Here is a 23,691-nt window from a genome sequence, read left to right as displayed (position 1 = left end):
GCATTCATCTGCGCTCAAATTTCCCTCGGAAGACCCAGTACACCCCGATCGTATAAGCGGCAATCACCGGCAGTACGATGATCCCGCCATAGAAGAAAAAGCGCAAGGAAGCGTCTGGCGAAGCAGCGTCGGCGATGGTCAATGCATAGGGAATCATGAAGGGCCAGAACATCACGCCGAGCGTCAGAAACGCCGCCAGAAAGAATGCGACCGTCATCGCGAACGGAAGGCTGTCGCGTTTCGTCCGCGCACCGGCGAGAACGCCCGCCAAGGCCGCCAGGCTGAGGATCGGAAAGACGAGCCCCCAACTGCGCAGCTTGAGATTGCTTTGCGCGATGGCGCCGGCATCGATTGTCAGCGAGACGATGAAGGCCATACCAATCACCACGAAGACCATTGCAACGAGCCCGGGGATAAGCGAATAGGCCCAGTCTCGAAGCGCCGCCTCAGTCCTGAAGACGAGCCAGCCGGCGCCGAGCAATGCGTAGCCGAGAACCAGGCCAATCCCTGTCAGGACCGGGAAGGGATGTAGCCAGACGAAGGCGCCACCGGCATATTGCATCCCTTCGACCGGAATGCCGCGCATCATCGCGCCGACTGCCGCGCCCTGGACAAAGGCGACCAGCACAGACCCATAAAAGAATCCGCCATCCCAGAAGCGGCGCATGCCGACGCTTCGATAGCGGAACTCGAACGCGATCCCGCGGAAGATCAATCCGAAGAGCATCAATAGCACCGGCAGGTAAAAGGCGCCGAGAAAGACGGCATAGACGGCGGGGAAGGCCGCGAAGAGACTGGCGCCGATCACCACCAGCCAGGTCTCGTTGCCGTCCCAGAACGGCGCGATGCTGGTCATCATCTGCCCGCGCATGGCCTCGTCGCGCGTGACGCCGAATAGAATGCCGACACCGATGTCGAATCCATCGAGGATCACGTAGATGAGAATGGCGGCGGCAATAACCCCGGCCCAAAACAGGGCGAGTGTGCTTGGCTCCATCATGGTGATCCTTTCGCCCTGAGCTGGCTGCCGGTGGCGCTGGCGGCCGTATCGGCAAAAGCCAGCGGGCGGTTGGCGGTAGCGTTGGGGATCGGCTCGGCCGGGGCAGCCGGCCCTTGCCGAAGCAGCTTGTAGATGTAGTAGGTGCCAAAACTACCCAGGATGGCGTAGACCAGTACATAGCCTATGAGCGACAAGAGCACGTCACCGGTGGTCAGTGACGGCGTCACCGCATCGCGAGTACGCAGAAGGCCATAGACAACCCATGGCTGGCGGCCAACCTCGGCAGTGTACCAGCCGCTCAAGATTGCGATGAATCCGGCGGGGAAGGACAGGAACGTCCCCCAAAGGAACCAGCGCGTCGTCTCCAGGCGTCCGCGCCAGCGCAGGAAATTACCGAGCCAGGAGACTGCCAGCATGATCAGCCCCATCCCGACCATGATGCGGAATCCGAAGAAGGGGATGAGCACCGGCGGGCGATCCTCCACGGGGAAGGTATCGAGCCCGATCTCGCGGGCGGTCCAGTTACCGGACGCGATGAAACTGCCGAGTCTCGGTATCTCAAGCGCGAAAAGATTGCGCTCGCTCCCCGCATCGGGCCAGGCGATCAGGACCTCCGAGGCCGGTTGCTGGCTCTGCCAACGCGCCTCGATCGCCGCGAACTTGGCCGGCTGATGCTTGAGCACATAGAGACCCGTGAGGTGGCCGAAGAACAGCTGCACCGGGATCAGTACAGCGGCGATTCCAAGTCCCCAGTGCAGCATGACACGCGCTTCCAGACGGTGCGCCCCGCGCAGCGCATACCAGGCGCCGGTCGCGGCGACGCTCATCGCGGTGGTCAGGAATGCTGCCAGGAGCATATGGGGCCAACGCACCATCATCACCGACCCGAGCACAATGGCCTCCCAGTCCGCCGGAATGATCTTGCCGTCGACGATCGCATGCCCGAGCGGGACCTGCATCCACGAGTTATTGGCGAGGATCCAGAACGAAGAGAACATCGTCCCGAGCGACACCATGCAGCAGGCGAAAAAATAGAAACCGCGCGACACCCGTTCGCGCCCGAGCAACATGACGCCGAAGAAACTCGCCTCGAGCATGAAGGCGGTGAAGGCTTCGTATCCGAGGAGTGGACCCTGTATCGGCCCGGTCCGCTCGGCCAGCACACCCCAGTTGGTGCCGAACTGGAAGGCCATGACGATCCCTGTCACAACGCCCATGCCGAAGGACATCGCGAAGATCTTGAGCCAGAAGTCGAAGATGCGCCGATAGAGCGGATTGCCGGTGAAGAGTCGCGCGCCTTCGATCGTCGCCAGCCACGCCGCCAGGCCGATGGTGAAGGCCGGGAAAATAATGTGGAAGCTGATGACGAATCCAAACTGGATCCGCGACAGGATTACCGGGTCGAGTTCCATACATAACCCCCAATCTTCATCCTAAGCATCGCCGGGTCCATGGCCTCACTGGACCGTCGCGGCGTTGTCGAGACCGAGCACGACGACCTTGGCGTGCCCGGGCCTCGTGGGCCAAGCGAGGTTCGAAAAGCCCGCCGCGACAGCAATCTTTTGCGAACCGCCCGCGGTATAGGTGATAACACCGCCGGCGATACCGCCGCCCAGATCCTGCCCCCAAAGCTTCTGGCCGGTGGCGGAATCGAGCGCGTAGAAGTTGCCGCCGACGTCGCCGAAGAACACTACTTCGCCCGCCGTCGGTGTCATGCCACCGACGATCGGATAGTTCGACTTCAGGCGCCACTTCCAGACGCCGGTGTCGGCGTCGACGGCGTAGACCCACCCCGCCCATGTCTTATCGAAGCGGCCGAACGGGTCGAAAGGGTTCCACGTCCACACCCCCGCCCAAGGCTGCCCGATCTCCACCTGTCGCAGTTCATCAAGATTCTTCGCCCTTACCGTGTCGCACCATTCGACTTCGCCGACGAGGACAAGATTCGTCTGCGGAACGTAGGACGGGCTGTTCCATTCCGCCCCCCCCACCGCGCCCGGACAGAAATGGACGGCCTGGCCGTGTGAAAACGCTTCGGCGACTTCCTCGATACGGGTAACGGGAACCTTGTAGAGCGCGCTGTTGTCGGCGAGATCGAAGGCGTAGAGGTATCCGTCCTTTGGAGTGGCCACCATGAGGTGCTTGCCGCCCCTCGTTCGAATCAAGATCGGCGCGTTGGAGACATCCCAGTCGTGCCAATCCTTCTCCACAAGCCGGAAATGATTTTTGTAGTCTCCAGTTTTGACGTCGAGCACGACGACCGAGTCGCTAAAGGAATTGTCTCCCTCGCGCGCGCCGACTACGAAATCGGGGGCTGGATTGCCGCCGGGGACGTAGAGCAGGCCGGTTGTCGTATCGAGTGTGTAGGACGTCCAGGTTCCGCCACCGCTGATCGGTATGCCGGTCGCATTTTTCCAGGTCGCCGTATCGAGCGGGCTCTTGCCTTGCGGTCCGCGGACGGTGTCGCCTTCGGTCTTGGGAACCAGAAAGAACTCCCAGACGATCTTGCCGGTCTTCGCATCGAGCGCGTACATGCGACCCTTGGCGCCTTTGAAGTCTCCGCCCGCATTGCCCACGAAGACGAGCCCGTCCCAGGCAATCGGTGCGGACGATACGACCTCGTTAAGCTTCGCGTCCCCGATGGTCGTTTCCCAAATTCGCTTGCCGGTCTTGAAGTCATAGGCCAGCACCCGACCGTCCTGGGTGCCGCGAAACAGCATGCCGTCCCAGTAGGCGGCGCCGCGATTCGCCGGCAGAATGCTGCGATTGTAGTCCTCGTGGGTTCGCCAATTCTCTTTGCAAGTATTCGGGTCAATCGAGAAAATATCATATACGGTCGTGCCGATCAGTGCGTTTTCCACCATGATCAGACCGGACTCAAATGCCGCGAACTCACCGACGTCATAGGTGCACAAAACCTTCAGCTTCCCGGCATTCTTCGCATTGATCTCGCTGAGGGGCGAGTAACGATCCGAAGCGACTGTTCGGTTGTAGCTTGGCCAGTCTCCGGCGGCGCTCGCCGATGGCGCGTCGACGGCAGGCGGGGCTGCAGCAGCCTCGGCAGCTTTGTAAGCCGCATTCAATTCCGTGGTTGTCGTGCCGGGCGGTGTCGAGGAAACAATGTAGTTGCGTACCAGCCCCCCAGCTATCTCGACCTGCACCGGGTAAAGAAGGTACAGCGCTCCACCGGTGACTGCGCCTATCACAACAAGTGCGCCACCGATGAGAAGTATCTTCTTTGTCTTCGTCATCTGTCCCTCCACGACTACGCGCGCGCTATTGTCGTCTTCCATTAAGAGGCTGTCATTCTTCGAAAGAGAAGATTCGCTTCCAGTCCTTTTTCATGCTGACAACGATCCAGCCATTCTTCATGGCTTCATCGTAGAGTTCCTGCGTGAAGGTCCCGACCTTGGTGTCGGGCAGGCCGTTGGCCGGCCCGTAGGCGTATTCGCGCTCGGCATCGTCGTGCAAAACCAGCATGCCGAACCGTGGTCCCTCACCAGCTTCGGTATATTCGAGCATTTGCTGATCGCGGGAGATCAGAATTCTTCGCATGAGAACTTCCCCTGCCTTTCAGGTGACATCGGCATGTCTGCCTTCTCTTTTGGCCTCTACGAGATCACCAATTGCGGCACGGTGGGTTGGGGTAGTAGCCACAATGCCCTGAATTCCAGTTGTCTTCACGCGAATACCAGGCGCCGTGATATTCGGGCGCATGCCAGTAATTGCCATTGTGCCAGGCGCCGCCATTCCAGTAGCCGCCGCCGACATGGTCGCCCATGTCCCCGCCAAACCCATCGCCTCTACCGCCAAATCCACCGTCACCCCCGAAACCGCCTCCGAGATCCGCCACGTCCTCCGCCACCTCCGCCACGGTCGATGAACAGCGCGGCTGGCCCGGCGGCGCCATTAAGATTTCCTTCCAGCACGGCAATCTCGAAGGTGAGCGTGGTGCCCTCGAGCTTCGGCGACTTGATCGTCACCACAGCATCGATCACTTCGCTGCCATTGCCGCCGCCCAATACAGAGACGGTGGCATTGGGCGGATCAACGGCGAAACTGTTCTTGCCTTCATCCCACTGCATCAGGAATTGGTCGGTCATTTCATGCCCGGCCGAGCGTATGGGGCGGTCCGCAAATACGATCGTATTGGCCGACACATCGGTGAGAATGAGCTTATTGCCTTCAAGTTTTGCCCCGCCCGAGTTGAGCACGAAGAGCGACGGTACCGGCGCCGTCGCGGTGACTTCGCCGATCGTCTTTTGGAGCGGAACGTGCGGCTTCTTCGTCGTGTCTTGACCGAATCCCGTTCCGGTTGCCCAGACAAGTGCGCCGGCAAGCACGGGTAGGCAAGCGATCTGCTTAATACTCATGATAGCCTCCTTTGCCTCGAGCGACATCCAATCGAAGAGGTAGTGCGCACCACGCTTTTTCTGTCTCTGGTCGTCCGACAGCCGCGCAGCTGGGTTAGGGTTCAAAAGAGAAGATACGTTTCCAGTCCTTTTTCATGCTGACGACGATCCAGCCATTCTTCATGGCTTCGTCGTAGAGCTCCTGCGTGAAGGTCCCGACCTTGGTGTCGGGCAGGCCGTTGGCCGGCCCGTAGGCGTATTCGCGCTCGGCATCGTCATGCAGAATCAGCATGCCGAACCGTGGTCCCTCACCTGCTTCGGTATATTCGATCATCTGCTGATCGCCGGTTGAATTGCCCGCGGCAAATACCGGCCGGCGTCCAATCATCAGATGAATGCCCTCCGGCTTGCCGGCGTCATTGTCGTTCAGCAGGAGCTTGGGCTCCTTGGTCAGGATCGGATTTCCGTCCTTGTCATAGCTGTAAGTCGTGCTTCCGATCGTCCCCACGACCTGCTCCGGTGGAATGCCGTAGGTTGACTCGGCGTAGACGCGGACGAAGTCCTGGCCGCCACCGGTGACGATATAGGTCCTATAACCATTGGCGCGCAGAAATTTGAGCACCTCTTGCATCGGCTGATAGGTCAAATCAGTGTATGGACGCTTCCAGCGCGGGTCCCTGGCGCTGGCGATCCACTTCGAGACCTGTCCTTGAAATTCATCGACTGTCATGCCGGTGAGTGTTGCGGCGAGAATCTTCTCCAGATCATGCATCGGCAATTTAGCGATCGCCTCGCGGTCGCGCGACATCACCGTCTTGAACGGCTCGACGTCCTTCAATTCGGGCTTGGCCTTGACCAGGTCGGGAACCCGCTCCAGGCAATAGACCACCTGACTATAGATCGGGTGCTCCACCCACAATGTGCCGTCTTGGTCGAAGGTTGCGATCCTTTCTTCCGGCGGCACGAAGGTCCTGCTGCCTTCTTTGGTCGTTGCTTGTACGAACTCGACAATCGCCTGCTTGCTGGTGGTGTCGTTCCAGGATGGCAAGGGATCGGTCTGGGCCCACGCGCCGGGACAAGCGACCATGACTGGAACCAGAATGGCCAGCGCTGCAACCAATGAACGGCGGCTGAACTCGAAATGATAGAACACTCGCATCTTGCGTCTCCCGTCAGTCGGCGTTCTTTCGCGTCAGCATTTCCATGGCCTGGTCGACGGAGAAACTGCCGGGCCGCTGGCGTGGTGGAAAAGCCTGGAACGAGCTCAGGTAACGACCCACGATCGTCTGGGCCGGCAGCAGTACGAACGCGTGCTCAACGAACCACGCGTCGTACCCACCGGCCTCGTGCTCCGCGCGTTCGAAGGGATCTGAACGGAGATTGAAGATTTTAGGCGCGCGAAGACGTATGAGCGGCTGCATCCAGACTTCGAGCCCGTGCGCCTGCTGCTCCAGGAATGCGACCTTGTACTGGTCGAAACGCAACCCCGCGAGGTCGCCATCGTCGGTCCAATAGAAGAACTCGCGGCGCGGATCGGTCTCGCGACCGGAAAGGAGCTCACGCTGGTCGTAGCCGTCAATGTGGACCTTGAAGGTCTTATCGCCGGCGGCGTATCCCTCGAGCAGCTTCTCCTTGATGCCCGGTTCGCCGGCGGCGGCGAGCAGTGTCGGCAGCCAGTCCTCCGCGGAGAAAATTCCGTTGATCTCGCTGTGAGGCGCCACCATGCCCGGCCAGCGCACCAGCGCCGGCACCCTGTATCCGCCTTCCCAATTGGTGTTCTTCTCGCCACGGAACACTGTCGTGCCCCCGTCCGGCCAGCTGAACGTTTCCGCGCCATTATCGGTCGTGTAGATGACAATGGTGTTGTCGGCGATGCCAAGCTCATCGAGCTTGTTAAGCAGTATTCCCACTTTGCCGTCATGTTCGACCATGCCGTCGGGATAAACGCCAAGACCGGTCTTGCCCTGTGACTGGGGTTTGAGACGTGTCCAGATATGCATTCGGCTTGGGTTGAACCAGGCGAAGAATGGCTTGTTTGCGGAATGGGCGCGACCGATGAAATCCATCGTGGCGGCAAGGAACTCGTCGTCCACCGTCTCCATGCGCTTCTTGTCGAGCGGCCCGGTGTCCTCGCAGTTTTGCTTGCCCCATGCCCCGAAGCGTGGATCCTCGCCAGGTGTGTCTGCGCTCGTCGCGGTGCAGCGCAGCACGCCGCGCGGCCCGAACGTCAGTCTGAACTCGGTGCCCTTTGGATATTCAGGGTGTTCCGGTTCGTCTTCCGCGTTGAGATGATAGAGATTGCCAAAATATTCGTCGAAGCCATGCACGGTCGGCAGGAAATCGTTACGGTCGCCGAGATGGTTCTTACCAAATTGTCCGGTCATGTAGCCTAATGGCTTCAAGAGATCGGCGATCGTCGGGTCCTTGTCCGACAGCCCCTCTTTTGCCCCGGGCAGGCCGACCTTCAAAAGGCCTGTTCGCATCGGACTTTGCCCGGTGATGAAGGCGGCGCGACCGGCGGTGCAGGATTGTTGGCCGTAATAGTCGGTGAAGAGCGCGCCTTCGGCGGCGATGCGATCGATGTTTGGCGTGCGGTAGCCCATCATGCCGCGATTGTACGCGCTGATGTTCCAATAGCCGATGTCGTCGCCCATGATGACGAGGATGTTGGGCTTGGCGGAGGTGCCAGCGTCCTGGGCTGATGCCGGCACCACCAGCGGAAAGCATAGCCCCACAACAGCGACGATTAATTTCTTCAACAGTCCGTCCATGAGTCCCTCCTGCGGGGTCGGCAGGCGCCCGCAACGGACGCCTGCATCGTGCGATAACCAGCGTGGGCGCTGAAGGGGCGGCCATTTCCGGCCGCCCCGCGCGTGTGCGTTAGTCGGAACCGGTCTTCATTTCCCGGACCTGCTGCATGACCTGCTCAAGATTGTAACTGGTCGGATTCTGCATCGGACGCCCCGTGGGGCGCCCGCCTTCTTGTCCAAGTTCGCGATTACTCGCTGCGGCGGCACTCGCACGCATCATCTACAAGTATCCGTGCTACTGGCTCGCGTGTCCCACTCCGTTCCTGATCTGCTCGGTTACCTGATCCAGGTTCCAGCTCTCCGGGCTCTGAAGTGGAGGGAACTCTTTATAGCTCTCGAGCTCCCTGAGCCACAGTTGCTGGCCGAGGGGCAGCATGTTCCAGTCGTAGATATAAGCCGTAACCGGCCCGGCGAGCGCACCGGCGAACGAGTTGGGTTCCGTCTTGTTCCATGTGCCAGAGGTAACGGCCTCCTCGAATGGATCGCGCATGAGGTTCGTCATGGTGGCCATGAACTGGGTCTGGACTCCGGGGAACGCGAAGCCCGTGGGAGTTTCGGGCGCGATCGCGAAATACATCTTCCAGTTCTTGTAGCGCACCGCCGACGGGCGCGGGCCGGCATAGTAGAAGAAGACGTCGCGCGCGGATTTCTGCGACTTGCCCGTCAGATAGTCGAGCTGGTTGACGCCGTCGAGCTTCGTCTTGACGATGCCCGGGTAGCTGCCCTTCTCGATCTCGTCATTCAGCGCGTTGCCCTTGGGCCCGCCCCCGATTTCGACGAGCGTCGGCAGCCAATCGAGCGACGCGAAGATGTCGGTGTAGACCGTGCCCGGCCTGATATGGCCCGGCCAACGGATGACCGCCGGCGCGCGCATGCCACCTTCCCAGGTGTTCATCTTCGAGCCCTTGAACGGCGTGACGCCGCCATCGGGGTAGGTGAAGGTCTCAGCGCCGTTGTCGGTCGTGAACACCACGACCGTGTTGTCAAGCTGGCCCATGTCCTCCAGCTTTTTCAGCACGTAGCCGATATTGTCGTCCATCTGTTTCATGCCGGCTTCGTTGACGCCCCAGTCCTTGCCGCCGCGCTCAGCGACCATGTCCATGTACTTGTCCGACAGCACGGTCGTGATGTGCATGCGCGCCGGGTTATACCAGACGAAGAACGGCTTGTTGGTTTTCTTCGGATCATTACGATCGAGGAAGTCGATGACCTTGGCCGAGATTTCCTCGTCCACGGTCTTGGACCGCTCGAGCGTCAGCGGACCCTGGTCCTGGCAGGTCTGGTTGCCACTCGTGCCGTCGGAGGATTTGCACCACAGCACGTTGCGAGGCGGGGTCAGGCAGACCGTGGTCCTGGGATCGACGGCCGCTGGATCATCGGGCACGCCCGGGATCGGCGTGTTCTTGCATGGCGGCGCAAGCGTCTGCTCTGTCGGGGACTTGTTGATGTCGGGGAAACTCACCTGCTCCATCGCATCCAGGTGGTACAAGTAGCCCCAGAATTCCTGGAAGCCGTGCGCCGTAGGCAGCGCGTCAGTATGGTCACCAAGGTGGTTCTTGCCGAACTCGCCGGTGTTGTAGCCCAGGTCATGGAGGAACTTTGCGACCGCTGGCGTACCAGGCCGCAAATAAGACGGGCTGCCTGGAAGCTGCGGTGGGATCATTCCCGTACGAAGTGGATTCATGCCGGTGAAGAACGCGTTACGCCCGGCAGTGCAGCTCTGTTCGGCGTAGTACCCCAGGAACTTCCCGCCTTCCTTGCCGATACGGTCGATGTTCGGGGTTTCGCCGACCATGAGACCCTGGTGATAGATGCTTGGTTGCATCCAGCCGATATCATCGCCCATGATAAAGAGGATGTTGGGCTTTGACTGGTCCTGGGCCGCCGCCGGCGCCGCGAACTCGAAGGCCGCGACGCCCAGCGTGAGGGCGCTCGCGCACATCGCACCTGCGCAATTAGCGAGGGCGCTCCACTTTCCTTGCCGCGTCATTTTTACCTCCTGTCGTTGTCGTTGCGTTGCTTCGATGTGTCGGACCGGGACATTGTCCGATTCAGCCTTCGTTGGGGCGCGGGGCGTCGAGGATCGCGAGGATCTCCGCCTCGAGTTCCTCCAGCATCTGGCGGTAATCATTCGCCTTCGTGACGCCGGCAGGTCCCGCCCCCTTCCAGCGTTGAAACGCTTGCCACGCCTCCGCATAGTCTTCGCAGATCTCCGCGAACTTCGGGTCGCGAGCGCACCTGCGGCGTATTTCCAGCTCGCGCAGCGGGAACCGAGTCACGATGACAGCGATATTTGACGCCATCATTGGTTCGCACCATATGCTTCGCACCATCAGCCGAGGATCGTTGAAACGGAGAATAATCACGCTGAAGTGCGCGGCGGAAGGCGCGAACATGTACGAACATGTACGTACGCCCCGTGGGACGGGGCAATGCTGCTCCGGCAGCGGAATGGCACCAGGATGTCACGCAAGTGTCACCGATCCTGGCTATCCCACCCGCACGCTTCCCCTGCTTCATGCGTTCAGCTATGGTGCGGCAGCAATCTTGCCTTAATGGGCTTGGGCCTGAGGATATTCGATGGCCTTAACGCTTGACCCCGTTGGTCGCGGGAAAGCATCAGCTAGTCCGTCGCCAGCCACGATCCGCGCACAGTTGGAACGCATCCTCGACGATGCGACGTTCCAGGCAAGCCCGCGGCGGCGGGCGTTCCTGCGGTACCTGGTGGAAGAGACGCTGGCGGGACGTGCCGACGGGTTGAAAGGGTATTCGCTCGGGCTTGCAGTCTTTGGCCGCGATGGGACGTTCGAGTCCCAGTCCGATCCGATTGTCCGTCTCGAAGCCCGGCGCCTGCGGCGCGACCTTGCCAGCTATTACGTGGATGCCGGCGCCCGAGCCCCCGTGCGTATTACAATTCCGAAAGGCCACTACGTCCCACATTTCGCGTGGCACCAGGCGCCGACCGAAGCGGCGCCCTCCGATGACACCGAATGCGAGTCCGGAAATGGGACGGTTGTCGGAGCGACGGGCGCAGCGTCGGTCGCCGGCGAGGCGGATGGGGCCGGCCTGGCTGGGCGCGGCCGCCGGCGCGTCCTCATCTTGGTGGGTCTGCTCGCCGTCGCGCTCCTCGCGGCGGCCGGCGGGCTGTGGCCATGGCTCCGCGGCCCATCGATGTCGGGCGCGGAGCAAGCTCGCGGTCCGGCCGTTGTCGTCCTGCCCTTCGATACGCTCAGCGCCAGCGAGGACGACCGCTTCCTTGCTGCCGGCGTGACCCAGGAGCTCATCACCGACCTGATGCGGTTCGAGGGGTTCAGGCTATATTCGGTGCCGGCGAGCTTCAGCCAGGACGCACATGCCGATCCGGTAACGCTCGGTCGTGACCTCGGGGTCGGCTACGTCGTCAAGGGCAGCGTCAGTTCCGATGCGGCGACCGTGCGGCTTGGGGCGCAGGGCTTCGACGCACAAACGGGCCGTGTGATATGGAGCGAAACCTACGAACGGGCGCGGACAGCGGGCGCGCTGCTCGGTATCCGGGCGGAGCTCGCCGCCAACATCGCGACGGTGCTGGGCCAGCCCTACGGCATCGTCCGGAGCGACATGGCGGCCCGCCTGTCGACCGGCGTCGAGCCGAGCATGGCCAGTTACGCCTGCGTGCTGCGGGCCTATGCCTACCGGCGTACCTTCCGCGACGACCTCCGTCAGCCTGTCCTCGCCTGTCTCGAAGAGGCCGTACGGCGCGAACCCGACTATGCCGAGCCGCGGGCGCTGCTGGGCTGGCTGCACCTCGATGCCGCCCGCTATGGTTTCGTGCCGGATGTCGAGGTCCCGCGTGAGATGGCAAAGGCGCTCGAACTGGCCTCCAGGGCGGTCGCGATCGAGCCCGAGAACATCGTCGCGCTACAGGCGCTTTCCGCGATCCAGTACCACCTGCGCAACTTCGACGAGTCCGAACGCATCCAGCGCAAGGCGCTGGCGCTCAACCCGAATGACCCCGATACGCTGGCGCAGCTTGGCTGGCGTCTGGCCTTGCGCGGCCGCTGGGACGAGGGCCTCGCCTATAGCGAACGCGCGATCGCGCGGACCATCGATCCGCCGGGCTGGTACTATGATCCGATTACGATCCACCTTTACCTGGAGGGCCGCTACCGCGAAATGCTCGCCGCCGCCGAGCATTCGGCCGCCGGGGACTCCCAAGGGGTGGCGTTCCTCGCCATCGCCCACGGGGCTCTCGGGGACGGCGCCGCTGCGCGGGAAGCGCTGGACACGATGGCGAAGCAGGCACCTGCGTTCAACCGCAATCCCGCCGCGGTCTGGCGCCGCTTCCAGCCGCTCGAAAGCATCGTCGACCCGCTTATGGACGGCCTGCGCAAGGCCGGCTGGACTGAACCTGGTGCGCCGGCACCGCTGAACTAGCCTATCTGGATGGCGCCAGCGATAGTCGAGATCGACTGCCAGAGGCGGTTTTCGGACGAAGCCAATAAAATGGGCCCCGTGTAAGCCGAGGCAATTATAGTAGCCTTGCGACCACGATGCTCACTCGAAACTGAACGCATAGCCAATGGCGAGTCCTGTCGCTGTGGCATTCCAGCCACTTTCATAGCTTCAATGGAGCTCACTGTAGATAGTGTTGTGCTGATTGACGTGGAAACTGCGCTTGGTCGTCAAGCGGGGGGATAGTCATTGTCGTATTGAAGGTATTACGATAACGGAAGGTGATGACGTTCCAGGTCACCCGATCACAGATGGCCAGCTGGAGGCCGGTGCGAAAGACGTAATAGGCGACGCAAGCGAATTCCGAGTTCGGCGGCGCGTGCCAACCCTCGCGGGGCCGGCGGCGCAAGTAGTTGATACGGCCATGGGTAAGGCGGTCAGCAGGAGAACAAACATGAGCTTGGACAATACCTCACAGCCCTCGGCCCACATCGGCTTAGGCGATCAGGTCGACGAGGATAGGAGACTTGTCCGCAAGACAGTCAGCATCCCGCCCAGCGCCACGTAGCGTGTGAACTGGCTGTCCTGCCGGCAGAAACAGCACGATGGAGTGTAAACCATGAAGATCGTCGTCATCGGTGGCACCGGCCTGATCGGTTCGAAGACCGTCGCCATTCTGCGCAAGGGCCGTCATGAGGTCGCCGCCGCGTCACCCAAGAGCGGCTTCAACACCATCACCGGCGAGGGGCTCAAAGAGGCCATGGCTGGCGCGCAGGTTGTGATCGACCTTGCCAATTCGCCTTCATTTGAAGACAAGGCGGTGCTGGAATTCTTTGAGACCTCCGGCCGCAATGTTCTTGCAGCGGAAAACTCGACGGGCGTGCGGCACCATATTGCACTCTCCATCGTAGGAACCGACCGCACGCCCGACAATGGCTATTTCCGTGCCAAGGTCGCCCAAGAAAAATTGATCACGTCCTCAGGCATCCCCTACACCATCGTCCGCTCGACCCAGTTCCTGGAATTCCTCGGCGCCATCGCCGCTTCGAATGTGGATGGAAACATGGTCAGGATTTCGCCCGGCCTGTTCCAACCCATCGCAGCCGACGACGTCGCCGCCATCGTTGCCGATGTGGCGCTCGCGACGCCACGAAATGGCATCGTCGAGATCGCAGGCCCGGAACGAGCGCCGTTCAACGAAATCGTCGCCCGTTATCTGAAGGCAGTCGGCGACCCGCGTGAGGTCGTGAGCGACCCCGAGGCCCGATACTTCGGTGGGCGGGTTGAGCAGCTTTCGCTGGTGCCGTTGGGCGAAGCGCGCCTCGGCCACATCGCTCTCGACGAATGGCTCCGCCGCTCACGGGCAGCGGGCTGATCCGGTATTCGCAACCGAAGCATAGGAGGTCTCCATGAAACGCATCCTCTGTTCACTGCTTATTGCCACACTGCCGTTCGGCAGCGCGCTCGCGGATACGCCGAAGTCGAAGAACGCCAAGGTGACTCTCGTCTACCAGCACGAGCTGCCGAATGTTCCCGGCAAGAGCGTCAAGGGCGTGCTCGTCGAATACGGCCCGGGCGGCTATTCGCCTGGTCATACGCATCCCAAATCCGCGTTCATCTACGCGACCGTGCTTGCGGGAGCGATCCGCAGTCAGGTCAACGACGGACCGGTGAAGACCTATAAGGCCGGAGAGAGCTTCTCCGAGTTGCCCGGCGACCGGCACGGCGTCAGCGCCAATGCCAGCAAGTCGAGGCCGGCCAAACTCCTCGCAGTGTTCGTGGTGGACACGAACGAGACGGAACTGACGATCCCATTCGGGGACTGAGCTTCTCCGCAGGAAGAAAAGGCGACAGCGCTATGGCGAGAACCTACCGTGAAGTTGCCATTGAGGAAATGCTGCGAACCGTCGAAGAAGCGATGAGTGGCGTTGTCGACTGGTGGGGAGACCTGCCGTCGCCGATGAAAGAAGCGATCGCGCAGTTTCGCACCCAACTTGGAGCGGCAATCGATTCCGTAGAATTTGTCAAAAAGGCACTCGACAGAGAAATACACGACCGAGGGGATGGCCCTGCCTGAGGCGGCTTCGGAGCTGATGCGAGGCAGCCAGCAGGACAAAATGCGGCCAAGGACAGTGGCAAACATTGCCTCTTAGATGGGGACTCGGGAGGATTCGAACCCGCGGCCCTCGGATTTGGAGTCTGATGATCCATGCTGCTGAGCAACGGCGTCACTCGGGAGATGCTTTAAGACAGCGGCCGACGATGCCCTGTTGTGGAGTGCTCGCCGGTGGCTTGAAGTGAAGACCCTGCTAAACCTGTCACTCTGGCGACTGGATATTCGGAATGACCACCTTCCAAACCTTTAGTACCGATTACAGCGAGGCTCGCGAGAAGTTCTTGACTGCGGCGCACATCGCCGGCGCCACGATGGCGCACCATGAGAGTGGTACCAGAGGTCCTAGGGGCGAAGCACTCTTTGCCGATATTGCGTGGCTGGGGCCCGATGACGCCGACAGAGTCGTCATGACGATCTCTGGTACGCACGGCGTCGAAGGATTCTGCGGCTCCGGCTTTCAAATCGACTGGTTACGCCGCAAGGGTGCCGCAGCCTTGCCCCGCGGTGTGGCGGCCCTCCATGTGCATGCCATAAACCCTTACGGATTTGCGTGGCTGCGCCGCGTGACCGAGGAGGGCAGTGACCTCAATCGCAATTTTGTTGATCACACGAAACCCTATCCTCAGAATCCGGGTTATGAGGAAATCGCCAATGCCGTGGTGCCGTCCGCTCTCAGCGGACCCATTTTTGAAGCGGCCGAAGCGAAGCTTCGGGCCTATCGCGCTCAGGTAGGAGAGCTGGCGTTTTTCCGGGCATTGACCGGCGGCCAATATACTCATTCCGAAGGCCTCTTTTATGGCGGCGGCGGTCCATCATGGTCAAATCGCACGACACACGCCATCATCGACCGGTTTCTAACGCGCCGCACCGACATTGCTATCCTCGATTTCCATACCGGGCTTGGCCCCTATGGCTATGGCGATCTGATAACTCACTACGAACCTGACTCACCGGGCTCGAAGCGCGTGCATGCCTTCTGGGGTGAAGCAGTAACCGAGTCAAAACGTGGCCAAGGGGTTTCTCAGGCGCTCCACGGTCTTACTCATTTTGCCTACAATGAAGCGTTGTCGAAAGCCAGGGTGACCATAGCAACCTTGGAGTTCGGGGCATATGACCGAGAGAGCAATCGCCGTGCGCTTCGGGCTGACCACTGGCTTCATACATATGGTGATCCGCTGAGTTCTGAGGCTGAGCCCATCCGTGCTACCATGCGCAAACAGTTTTACCCTGACACTGACGAATGGAAGGAAATGATGCTTTTTCGTGGGCATCAGGTGGTGCGACAGGCATTTCAAGGAGTGACAAGAGAGCCATAGAAAAAGGTCCAGAGAATGAGGGCTATTGCCCATCCTGCGAAGAGGGAGCTTTGTGGAAAACAAGCGCGCCAGTTGCGAGCCTTCCGGCAAAGCCCATCCGAACACCGTCGCCGGTCTCAAAATGACTCTGACAATGAGTTTCTTCCGGCGTGACCCAGCGTAGCCGACCGCAGGAAATAGTAGTCTCGGAGGAGTTGGCGCGCCGCGTAGTTGGCCTTAGGTCCCCACACTGTCATTCCCGGCGTTTTGACTTCTAACCAGGTGCCCAGAGTGGACAGACCACTTTTAACCTAGTATGCCTTTGTCACGTTTCTCAAAGCGGAGTCCGTGATGGAGGACTTGACTGGAAAGGTGGCGCTGATCACCGGGGCGGGGCGCGGGATCGGCCGGCTGGCTGCTGTCCGACTCGCCGGGCGTGGTGCGCGGGTGGCGTTGGTGGCACGCAGCGCCGGCCAAATAGCCGGCACAGCCGGCTATATCGAAGCAAGAGGCGGGACGGCCATCGCAATCCGGGCCGATGTCGGGTCTCCACAGTCTGTCACCGCGATGAAAGCCGAGGTTGAGGACCGCCTCGGTCATCCTTCGATACTGATCAACGCCGCAGGCATCTTTGGGCCGATCCAGGTGGCATGGAAGACTGACCCCGCTGCGTGGATCAACACTGTCATGGTCAACGCAATCGGACCTTATCTCACCTGTCACGCCTTCATAGAAAACATGATGCAGAAGGGCTGGGGGCGGATTGTCAACGTCACCTCTGCCGCAACATTGCACGAGCCTGGGCCCATCAATAGCGCCTATGGAGTGAGCAAGGCGGCACTTAACCAGTTTACGCGCCATCTAGCTGCCGAGATCGCCGGCAGCGGAGTGACGGCTAATGTGATCCACCCCGGCGACGTGAAGACTGAGATGTGGATGAACATCCGCGATGGCGTCGAAGACCTCGGCCCCATCGCCCAGCGTTATCGCGATTGGGTTGACTGGATTGAAAGCAACGGAGGCGACGACCCCGAGAAGGCTAGCGATCTCATCGAAGCGTTGATGAGCGAGCGCGCCGCTGCAATCAGCGGCAGGTTCTTGTGGATCAAGGATGGCCTGCAGTCTCCGATCCCGAGCTGGGGCGAGTTTAGACCGACAGAGGCGTGGGATAGATGATGAGGCAAGTGTCCGAGCGGACAGCAAGAAAATCCAAGGTCAAACTACAAGCCATCGCTGGCGCATTACAGCCGGTCAATGCCGGCGTTGCGCAATCGGTGGTGGAACAGATCCTCGATCTGGTGAGGACCGGCATGCTGCGCTCGGGTGACCGACTTCCCTCAGAACGTGAGCTCATCGAAATCCTCAATATCAGCCGCCCAAGTCTGCGGGAGGCAATCCGCGCACTTTCAACGCTGGGTGTCGTCGAGACTCACCACGGCGGGGGGGGCCTATGTCACCGACCTTAAGGCGCGTACATTACTTGCCCCACTCGATTTCTTTATCTCGCTCTCGCCATCCAACCTCGCCGATGTCTTCGAGAGCCGCAGCATCATCGAGATCGAAATCGTTCGGAAGGCCGCGGTCAATGCGACGCCCGACGATGTCGAAGCTCTGAACGGAATGCTGGCTGCCCACGAGAAGGTGCTTACGGATCCGGTCGGCTTTCGCATTCTGGACGCGCGCTTTCACTCGCAGCTTTCGGAGATTGCCGGCAACAGTGTCCTCGAGCGGATCGCCTACGGTCTTTACAATATGGGCCTCGATATTCGTCGCCGGGCGACGGAGAATGTGGCGCTAATACGCCGTAGCCTCGGCGAGCACACAACGATCGTGCGAGCCATCGAAGCCGGGGACAGCACGGCGGCCGCAACTGCAATGGCCGTCCATCTCGCTCACATCGAGGCAAGCACTCGGGCGGTGATCGAGGAAGATGTGGCGGCCTTCTCACGGCGCGGTAGGACATCCGACTGAGGAGGGCGCTCAAGGTCCATCTTGCCTTCTGCACAAGGAGTGACTAAAAGTGGTCTGTCCACTTTGGACAAGGGAGGTTCTCAATGAGTGACATCTCACGTCGCACTTTGCTGCAAGGTGCCGCGGCAATCGGCATCGCACCGGCGTTAGCCACAATCCCTGCATTCGCGGCGAATAACCCACCCAAGATCGGTATCGTCGGGAAGGTGAAGATCCCATGGTTCGATAATGTAGAGAAGGGAGTCCTGAAGGCCGGTCAAGAGCTCGGTGTCGATGCCTCGATTATCAATCCGACCACCGATGATCCCGCCGAACAGGTTCGCGCAATCGAAGATTTGATCGCCAAGAAGGTGGATGTAATTGGCGTCGTCCCGAACGACGGCAAGGCGCTGGAACCTGTGCTGAAGCGCGCGCAGGACGCCGGCATAAAGGTGGTGATGAACGAGTCGCCCGGACAGAAAAACGCCGACTGGGACATAGAATTGATCCAGGACAAGGCGTTTGGCGAGGCGCATCTCGAAGCGTTTGCGCAAGCTATTGGCGGCGAGGGCAAGTACGTTGTGTTCGTTGGTGGATTGACTGTCGCGCTTCACAATTTGTGGGCCGACTATGCGGTCGCCCTGCAGAAGGAGAAGTACCCGAAGATGCAGCAGGTTGGGGATCGCTTTGGCGTCTCGAACAGCGTGGACGACAGCTACAAGACGGCGATGGATCAGATGCAGGCTAATCCGGATCTCAAGGGATTCCTGATTTTCGGCGCCAACGGCCCGATCGGCGCCGGTAATGCCGTGAGCGATCGCGAGCAGATCGGTAAAGTCATTGTGGTTGGCCCCTTCATTCCGAGCCAGGGGCGCAAACTGATGAAATCGGGCGCCATAACCCGCGGGTTCCTGTGGAACCCGATCGATTCCGGTTATGCAATGGTGGCACTTGGCAAGACGATTGCCGCTGGCACCGAAATCAAAGACGGCATCGATTTGCCTGGTATGGGACCGTGCCAAGTCGACATGTCGACCCAGGTGATCCGCGCCAACAAGCAAATTGATCTGAACCCTCAAACGATCGATCAATTGGCCGAGATCATCTAAGCTCGATCCGCACTATGTTCTCGAAGAGTGCGGAAGCCGTGTGGCAGCTTGCGTCCTGGTCCACAAAAGGACCGGGACATTACGGGTTACGAAAAGGGTGGAGCGGCCACTGTGGCCTGAGTGTCCGGACATGAAATGACCAACTCACCAGCCTCCGGGCACGTCCTTGGCCCTCCGCTACTCTCGCTTTCGAACATAAGCAAGCGGTTCGGCGGGACGCTGGCATTGGATACGATCGACTGGTCGGTCGCCGCAGGCGAGGTGCATTGCCTGGTTGGAGAAAATGGCTCCGGCAAATCGACGCTGATCAAGATTCTCTCGGGCGTTCACGCGCCCGATGCCGGCGGCGCCATCACGTTGGACGGTGTGTCTCATCCGTACCTCACGCCACACCTGGCGCGGCAGCTCGGCATTCAGGTCATCTTCCAGGACCTCTCTCTGTTCCCTAATCTCACAGTCGAAGAGAATATTGCCATCGGCCTTGAACTGTCGGTACCGCTGAAGCCTCCGCCGCGAAAACTGATGCGCGACGCGGCGAGGGCAGCGCTTATACGCCTCGATGCCCATTTGCCCTTAGACACACCTGTCGGCAGGCTGCCGGTCGCGCAGCGGCAGATCGTGGCCATCTGCCGAGGCCTGGCTGCAAATGCGCGCATTCTGTTCATGGATGAGCCGACGGCATCGCTTACAAGGCACGAGGTCGACCTGCTGCTGGCATCGGTTCGCCGGCTAAAGCAGCAGGGTGTCAGCATAGTCTTCGTGAGCCATCGGCTTGACGAGATCGTTGAAATCGCCGAGCGCGTGACTGTGCTTCGCGACGGGCGGAAGGTGGGAACGTTCCCGGTAGCCGAGATAGACGACAATCGACTGGCCGAGTTGATGACTGGCGAAAGCCTTGAACACACACTTTCAGCAAAGCCCATGTCGGGCCGAAGGCCAGTGCTCGAAGTAAGCGCCGCCAGTCGCGTCGGTGAGTTTGAGGACGTCTCATTCACCCTCCATGAAGGGGAGATCCTCGGCCTCATCGGCCTGCTCGGAGCGGGCCGGACCGAGTTGGCGTTGTCGCTGTTCGGCATGTCACGATTGGACAGCGGTGGAATTGCCATGGATGGCAGACGGCTGACATCCCTTTCGAACAAGGCGGCAATCGCGGCCGGGATCGCATACGCGTCCGAGGACCGCTTGTCGCTCGGCATTAACCTGCGCCAGTCGATCGCCGACAACATGGCTGTCACCGTTCTCGGCCGATTGCGCAACCTCCTGGGCTTGATTCCGTTTGGGCGGCGGGCGGCGTTGGCGCGCTCATGGATCGACCGGCTGAACATCCGGACTCCCGGTGTCGACGTGGCGGCGCAAACCCTCTCAGGCGGCAACCAGCAGCGCGTCGTGTTGGCCAAGTGGCTCGCGACACAACCGAAGGTGCTGATACTCGACGGGCCGACGATCGGAGTCGACATTCGCAACAAGGCCGGGATCCACCGGCTGGTGCGGTCGCTTGCCAACAAGGGCATGGCGATCTTGGTGATATCAGACGAGGTGCCGGAAGTTTACTTCAATTGCGACCGGGTCCTGCACATGCGCAACGGGAGCATCGTCGGCGAGTTCGTCCCTGGCACGGCGAGCAAGGCGCAGCTCTCGGAGGCGCTCTATGCTTAGATCGGCGTCGTGGATCTTTGGTCGGACCGAACGCGCGTTGGCGGCGGCGACCCTAGTCACCGTCGTCATTCTGTCGCTGTCATCGCCCTACTTCCTGACGATACCTAATCTCGTCAACCTTGCCGAAGCCTATTCGGTCACCGCGATACTCGCGGCCGGAGTTCTCGTTGTGCTGGTCTGCGGTGGTATCGATATTTCGTTCACCGCGACGGCGGCCGCGGCGCAGTATTTCGCCGCTACGCTGGCCACAAAACACGGCATGCCGCTTGTGCCTACGCTGGTGCTCTCGGCGTGCCTCGGTATCGGACTCGGCGCATTGAACGCGCTTCTCATCCATTACCTCAGGGTCGGCTCGATCATCGTGACCATCGCGACATCGAGCATCTACTATGGGATGCTAATCTATCTGACCGACGCCCACGAAATCTACAACCTGCCTGACTGGTGGGCGGAACCCGTTGCGCTCTTTCGAACCGTATTGCCCTCTGGCGACGTGGTTAAGATAGGATTGCCCATCCTGATCATGTGCCTGGTCGTGCTGCTTACTCACATGCTTTTGAACCACACGCGGCTCGGCCGGCAGATCTACGCCTTCGGGGGTAATCCGGAGGCCGCGAGCCGCATTGGGATCAACATCGTCGGCGTCCAGTTGTTCGCCTACGGCTATCTCGGATTTCTCGCGGCGGTCGCCGGTTTCATGCAGGCATATCGAGTCCATCAGGCGGTGCCGACCGCCATGGCCGGGTTGGAACTCAACGTACTCGCGGTGGCGATCCTCGGCGGCGCCAGCCTGGTCGGCGGGATCGGAACGATGGGCGGCGTGGTGCTCGGCCTGCTTTTCCTCGCCGTACTCCAAAACGGTCTCAATCTGCTTGGCGTCTCGTCGTACTTTTTCGGGGTGGTCACCGGCCTGGCGATATTGGTTTCGATCCTGATGACCGGCTACGCCGATAAGCGCGCACGACGGCCACACATGGCACGGGGAGGCTGATGGATCATTCTGTTTCGGATAGCAAGCGGCGGCTCTTCGGAAGCGGAGCGGATCGGCTAATTGATTGGATGCGCCGCGGCACCATCGGTGTTGGGGGATTGATAGCCCTTCTTGTGGTCCTCGTCGTCTTCTTCTCGCTCGTCGAGCCTATGACGTTTCCGCGCGGGACGACCCTGCAGGCGATCATGTTCCAGTTGCCGGAGCTGGGCCTGCTGTCTCTTGCAATGGCGATACCTCTGATTTCCGGTGGCATCAATCTCGCGATCATAGCCACTGCCAACCTGGCTGGATTGCTGATGGCGTGGATTCTCACCGCAGTAATGCCATCCGACGTGGTCGGGATGGAGCTTGTCTGGTGGCTGCTTTTTGCCCTCATCGCGGGTTTCGTATTGTGCGCGGTCGTCGGACTGGTGACAGGGTTGCTAGTTGCGCTGATTGGCGTGCACCCGATCTTGGTAACTCTCGGTACGATGACTCTGCTTCATGGGATCGGTATCTACTTCACTCGGGGACGTACATTGTCGGGATTCCCAGAGCCGCTGATTATGCTCGCAAACGAGACTATTCTCGGTATTCCGATCTCATTTCTACTATTTACGCTTGTTGCCATTGCCGTGCACGTGTTTCTCACCAGGACCGCCCTTGGCATACACATCCACATGACCGGCTCTAATCTCGAGGCGACGCGTTTCTCAGGTGTTGATACGCGCCGCGTACTGGTTTGGGTGTATCTGCTGTCCAGCCTGCTTTGCTGGGTCGCGGCTGTGGTGATGATGGCGCGCTTCAACGCCGCAGGTGCTGATATTGCTCAATTCTACTTGTTGATAACGATTCTCGCCGCAATTCTGGGAGGCATCGATCCCTATGGCGGATTTGGCCGCATCGCCGGCCTATTTGTCGCTTTGATCGTCCTGCAGGTTATTGCCAGCGGGTTCAACATCATGGGCCTCAGCCCGCACCTGGCGCTCACGAGCTGGGGCTTAATGCTTCTGCTGGTTATTGCGATCAAGCGAGTACGGGCTTGATTTGTGGTCAACCAGGACTTTTTTGCGTGTCGCTGCTCGCGCAGGAAAAGTAACGTGAAACCAAGGCTGCGACTGGGCCCCGCAGCGCCCGGTCGCCGATGGTTCAGTATTGTTTGATTAGGGATATGTCAGGCAGGCCTTTGATTTGGCGTAACATTGACCGGATCCATCGATCTCTTCCTGGCCCGTATTCTGTCGAGCTTGCCGAATTCGGTCATGATGCTTACCAGAACGCTCCCCGTCCAGCCGAACGTGAACAAGCCCGACATCGCTATGATTGGTCCGATCAGACGCCATCGATCAGGCAGGCTGACGCTGCCTTCGCCCAGCGTCGTGTAGCTCTCCAGAACAAAGTAGTAACTGTCTCGCATCGAAGAGATCAATCCCGTCAGTGATAGAGGGGCTGCCCAAAGAAGAGTTTCAGCAAAATGCAGGGCCGCGAGAACTGATTGTGGCGGCAAGCAGCAGATTGATCCTCCAATGCGGCGTGGCGCTGTTCATATGGATCCAGGACTTGCTGAAATGCTGGTTGATTGTACGAATGCCAACGCCGTGTACGAAGATGATGACAATCATGATCAAGGTACCGAGAAAAATTTCAAGGACAGGATTGGGAGCCGAAAGTTCGTCCATTGTGTTATCCTTCTGGTGCTGACGCGAATGCATCAAGCCACGGGGAAACATCTCGTAGCGGATTGGGTGGAGGTCGGTTGTCGAGAAAGGCTCTAGGTCACGCTCGGAACACTCGCATCCCGTGAGCCCCGCTGCCGCATCAAACGCTACAGCATCGGACCGGAAAGCTTGTGGTCGGGCTTGCCCCGACCATGCGAAGCGGTTTTCGGAAAATCCGATGCGCAAATCAAAGAGTTAGAGCACCGGACCGATTCCATGTGAGCGTCCGGCGCTCTAGCGCCGTCCGATGCGACGGTAATCCAAGATCCGACCATTTCGAGAGC

General features: G+C 60.2%; 22 protein-coding genes and 1 pseudogene. 12 read left to right on the top strand and 11 right to left on the bottom strand.

Annotated features, from left to right (window positions below; genetic code table 11):
- Positions 1–4: 4 nt before the first annotated feature.
- The 10 genes from cydB to G5V57_RS05390 all read right to left on the bottom strand — a co-directional run bounded on the left by cydB (position 5) and on the right by G5V57_RS05390 (position 10,558).
- Entirely contained in the window at positions 5–1,000 is a 996-nt protein-coding gene (gene cydB / locus G5V57_RS05430) for a cytochrome d ubiquinol oxidase subunit II (RefSeq protein WP_246737544.1), read from the bottom strand.
- Entirely contained in the window at positions 997–2,412 is a 1,416-nt protein-coding gene (locus tag G5V57_RS05425) for a cytochrome ubiquinol oxidase subunit I (RefSeq protein ID WP_165166538.1), read from the bottom strand. Before G5V57_RS05425 ends, cydB begins: the two co-directional genes overlap by 4 nt.
- Positions 2,413–2,457: 45 nt before the next feature.
- On the bottom strand, positions 2,458–4,251 hold the full coding sequence (locus G5V57_RS05420) for a PQQ-binding-like beta-propeller repeat protein (RefSeq protein ID WP_165166537.1): 1,794 nt from the start codon (positions 4,249–4,251) through the stop codon (positions 2,458–2,460).
- Positions 4,252–4,303: 52 nt separating this feature from the next.
- Positions 4,304–4,555: a hypothetical protein gene (locus tag G5V57_RS05415; RefSeq protein WP_206530204.1), complete on the bottom strand. Its 252-nt coding sequence runs from the start codon at positions 4,553–4,555 to the stop codon at positions 4,304–4,306.
- Positions 4,556–4,619: 64 nt separating this feature from the next.
- Positions 4,620–4,781 (bottom strand): hypothetical protein, encoded by a 162-nt coding sequence (locus G5V57_RS34255; protein WP_246737543.1) that lies wholly within the window; start codon positions 4,779–4,781, stop codon positions 4,620–4,622.
- A gap of 40 nt (positions 4,782–4,821) precedes the next feature.
- Positions 4,822–5,400 (bottom strand): hypothetical protein, encoded by a 579-nt coding sequence (locus G5V57_RS05410; protein WP_371744734.1) that lies wholly within the window; start codon positions 5,398–5,400, stop codon positions 4,822–4,824.
- A 67-nt stretch (positions 5,401–5,467) separates the two neighbouring features.
- Complete coding sequence (locus tag G5V57_RS05405; RefSeq protein ID WP_165166536.1) at positions 5,468–6,511, bottom strand: HAD family phosphatase; 1,044 nt, start codon at positions 6,509–6,511, stop codon at positions 5,468–5,470.
- A 13-nt stretch (positions 6,512–6,524) separates the two neighbouring features.
- Positions 6,525–8,123: an arylsulfatase gene (locus G5V57_RS05400; RefSeq protein WP_165166535.1), complete on the bottom strand. Its 1,599-nt coding sequence runs from the start codon at positions 8,121–8,123 to the stop codon at positions 6,525–6,527.
- Positions 8,124–8,397: 274 nt separating this feature from the next.
- Entirely contained in the window at positions 8,398–10,104 is a 1,707-nt protein-coding gene (locus G5V57_RS05395; RefSeq protein WP_165173853.1) for an arylsulfatase, read from the bottom strand.
- A gap of 109 nt (positions 10,105–10,213) precedes the next feature.
- Positions 10,214–10,558 carry a hypothetical protein gene (locus G5V57_RS05390; protein WP_246737542.1) on the bottom strand — a complete coding sequence of 115 codons (345 nt, stop codon included), beginning with the start codon at positions 10,556–10,558 and terminating at the stop codon, positions 10,214–10,216.
- A 259-nt stretch (positions 10,559–10,817) separates the two neighbouring features.
- On the opposite strand from G5V57_RS05390, the gene G5V57_RS05385 reads away from it, so the two are divergent.
- The 12 genes from G5V57_RS05385 (at position 10,818) to G5V57_RS05330 (ending at position 22,735) form a co-directional block, all read left to right on the top strand.
- Complete coding sequence (locus G5V57_RS05385; RefSeq protein ID WP_165166534.1) at positions 10,818–12,575, top strand: hypothetical protein; 1,758 nt, start codon at positions 10,818–10,820, stop codon at positions 12,573–12,575.
- 637 nt (positions 12,576–13,212) lie between these two features.
- A complete protein-coding gene (locus tag G5V57_RS05380) occupies positions 13,213–13,968 on the top strand; it encodes an SDR family oxidoreductase (RefSeq protein ID WP_165166533.1) in 756 nt (251 codons plus the stop codon).
- A gap of 34 nt (positions 13,969–14,002) precedes the next feature.
- Positions 14,003–14,419 carry a cupin domain-containing protein gene (locus G5V57_RS05375; RefSeq protein ID WP_165166532.1) on the top strand — a complete coding sequence of 139 codons (417 nt, stop codon included), beginning with the start codon at positions 14,003–14,005 and terminating at the stop codon, positions 14,417–14,419.
- Between the two features lie 32 nt (positions 14,420–14,451).
- Positions 14,452–14,670 (top strand): hypothetical protein, encoded by a 219-nt coding sequence (locus G5V57_RS05370; protein ID WP_165166531.1) that lies wholly within the window; start codon positions 14,452–14,454, stop codon positions 14,668–14,670.
- Positions 14,671–14,936: 266 nt separating this feature from the next.
- Positions 14,937–16,025, top strand: coding sequence for a M14 family metallopeptidase (locus tag G5V57_RS05365; RefSeq protein WP_165166530.1), 1,089 nt, complete (start codon positions 14,937–14,939; stop codon positions 16,023–16,025).
- 330 nt (positions 16,026–16,355) lie between these two features.
- A complete protein-coding gene (locus G5V57_RS05360) occupies positions 16,356–17,180 on the top strand; it encodes an SDR family NAD(P)-dependent oxidoreductase (protein WP_165166529.1) in 825 nt (274 codons plus the stop codon).
- Entirely contained in the window at positions 17,177–17,470 is a 294-nt protein-coding gene (locus G5V57_RS35135) for a FadR/GntR family transcriptional regulator (RefSeq protein WP_371744732.1), read from the top strand. Before G5V57_RS05360 ends, G5V57_RS35135 begins: the two co-directional genes overlap by 4 nt.
- Positions 17,421–17,975 (top strand): FadR/GntR family transcriptional regulator, encoded by a 555-nt coding sequence (locus G5V57_RS05350; RefSeq protein ID WP_165166528.1) that lies wholly within the window; start codon positions 17,421–17,423, stop codon positions 17,973–17,975. The genes G5V57_RS35135 and G5V57_RS05350 overlap by 50 nt, the downstream gene beginning before the upstream one ends.
- Positions 17,976–18,058: 83 nt before the next feature.
- Positions 18,059–19,063 carry a substrate-binding domain-containing protein gene (locus tag G5V57_RS05345; RefSeq protein WP_165166527.1) on the top strand — a complete coding sequence of 335 codons (1,005 nt, stop codon included), beginning with the start codon at positions 18,059–18,061 and terminating at the stop codon, positions 19,061–19,063.
- 135 nt (positions 19,064–19,198) lie between these two features.
- A complete protein-coding gene (locus tag G5V57_RS05340; RefSeq protein WP_165166526.1) occupies positions 19,199–20,719 on the top strand; it encodes a sugar ABC transporter ATP-binding protein in 1,521 nt (506 codons plus the stop codon).
- Positions 20,712–21,710, top strand: a complete 999-nt coding sequence (locus G5V57_RS05335) for an ABC transporter permease (protein ID WP_165166525.1) — start codon at positions 20,712–20,714, stop codon at positions 21,708–21,710. The genes G5V57_RS05340 and G5V57_RS05335 overlap by 8 nt, the downstream gene beginning before the upstream one ends.
- Positions 21,710–22,735, top strand: coding sequence for an ABC transporter permease (locus tag G5V57_RS05330; RefSeq protein ID WP_165166524.1), 1,026 nt, complete (start codon positions 21,710–21,712; stop codon positions 22,733–22,735). Before G5V57_RS05335 ends, G5V57_RS05330 begins: the two co-directional genes overlap by 1 nt.
- A gap of 128 nt (positions 22,736–22,863) precedes the next feature.
- Here G5V57_RS05330 and G5V57_RS35130 read toward each other — a convergent pair.
- Positions 22,864–23,368 (bottom strand): annotated as a pseudogene (locus G5V57_RS35130) (ion channel).
- Between the last annotated feature and the right edge of the window lie 323 nt (positions 23,369–23,691).

The organism is Nordella sp. HKS 07 (assembly GCF_011046735.1).
In the GTDB taxonomy this organism is placed as follows: Bacteria; Pseudomonadota; Alphaproteobacteria; order Rhizobiales; family Aestuariivirgaceae; genus Taklimakanibacter.
This window is presented reverse-complemented; position numbering and strand designations above follow the sequence as displayed.

Excerpts from the sequence above, each read along its gene's own strand:
- cydB (WP_246737544.1), bottom strand. The coding sequence starts at position 1,000 with ATGATGGAGCCAAGCACACTCGCCCTGTTTTGGGCCGGGGTTATTGCC.
- G5V57_RS05425 (WP_165166538.1), bottom strand. The coding sequence starts at position 2,412 with ATGGAACTCGACCCGGTAATCCTGTCGCGGATCCAGTTTGGATTCGTC.
- G5V57_RS05420 (WP_165166537.1), bottom strand. The coding sequence starts at position 4,251 with ATGACGAAGACAAAGAAGATACTTCTCATCGGTGGCGCACTTGTTGTG.
- G5V57_RS05415 (WP_206530204.1), bottom strand. The coding sequence starts at position 4,555 with ATGCGAAGAATTCTGATCTCCCGCGATCAGCAAATGCTCGAATATACC.
- G5V57_RS34255 (WP_246737543.1), bottom strand. The coding sequence starts at position 4,781 with ATGGGCGACCATGTCGGCGGCGGCTACTGGAATGGCGGCGCCTGGCAC.
- G5V57_RS05410 (WP_371744734.1), bottom strand. The coding sequence starts at position 5,400 with ATGTCGCTCGAGGCAAAGGAGGCTATCATGAGTATTAAGCAGATCGCT.
- G5V57_RS05405 (WP_165166536.1), bottom strand. The coding sequence starts at position 6,511 with ATGCGAGTGTTCTATCATTTCGAGTTCAGCCGCCGTTCATTGGTTGCA.
- G5V57_RS05400 (WP_165166535.1), bottom strand. The coding sequence starts at position 8,123 with ATGGACGGACTGTTGAAGAAATTAATCGTCGCTGTTGTGGGGCTATGC.
- G5V57_RS05395 (WP_165173853.1), bottom strand. The coding sequence starts at position 10,104 with ATGTGCGCGAGCGCCCTCACGCTGGGCGTCGCGGCCTTCGAGTTCGCG.
- G5V57_RS05390 (WP_246737542.1), bottom strand. The coding sequence starts at position 10,558 with ATGTTCGCGCCTTCCGCCGCGCACTTCAGCGTGATTATTCTCCGTTTC.
- G5V57_RS05380 (WP_165166533.1), top strand. The coding sequence starts at position 13,213 with ATGAAGATCGTCGTCATCGGTGGCACCGGCCTGATCGGTTCGAAGACC.
- G5V57_RS05375 (WP_165166532.1), top strand. The coding sequence starts at position 14,003 with ATGAAACGCATCCTCTGTTCACTGCTTATTGCCACACTGCCGTTCGGC.
- G5V57_RS05370 (WP_165166531.1), top strand. The coding sequence starts at position 14,452 with ATGGCGAGAACCTACCGTGAAGTTGCCATTGAGGAAATGCTGCGAACC.
- G5V57_RS05365 (WP_165166530.1), top strand. The coding sequence starts at position 14,937 with ATGACCACCTTCCAAACCTTTAGTACCGATTACAGCGAGGCTCGCGAG.
- G5V57_RS05360 (WP_165166529.1), top strand. The coding sequence starts at position 16,356 with ATGGAGGACTTGACTGGAAAGGTGGCGCTGATCACCGGGGCGGGGCGC.
- G5V57_RS35135 (WP_371744732.1), top strand. The coding sequence starts at position 17,177 with ATGATGAGGCAAGTGTCCGAGCGGACAGCAAGAAAATCCAAGGTCAAA.
- G5V57_RS05345 (WP_165166527.1), top strand. The coding sequence starts at position 18,059 with ATGAGTGACATCTCACGTCGCACTTTGCTGCAAGGTGCCGCGGCAATC.
- G5V57_RS05340 (WP_165166526.1), top strand. The coding sequence starts at position 19,199 with ATGACCAACTCACCAGCCTCCGGGCACGTCCTTGGCCCTCCGCTACTC.
- G5V57_RS05335 (WP_165166525.1), top strand. The coding sequence starts at position 20,712 with ATGCTTAGATCGGCGTCGTGGATCTTTGGTCGGACCGAACGCGCGTTG.
- G5V57_RS05330 (WP_165166524.1), top strand. The coding sequence starts at position 21,710 with ATGGATCATTCTGTTTCGGATAGCAAGCGGCGGCTCTTCGGAAGCGGA.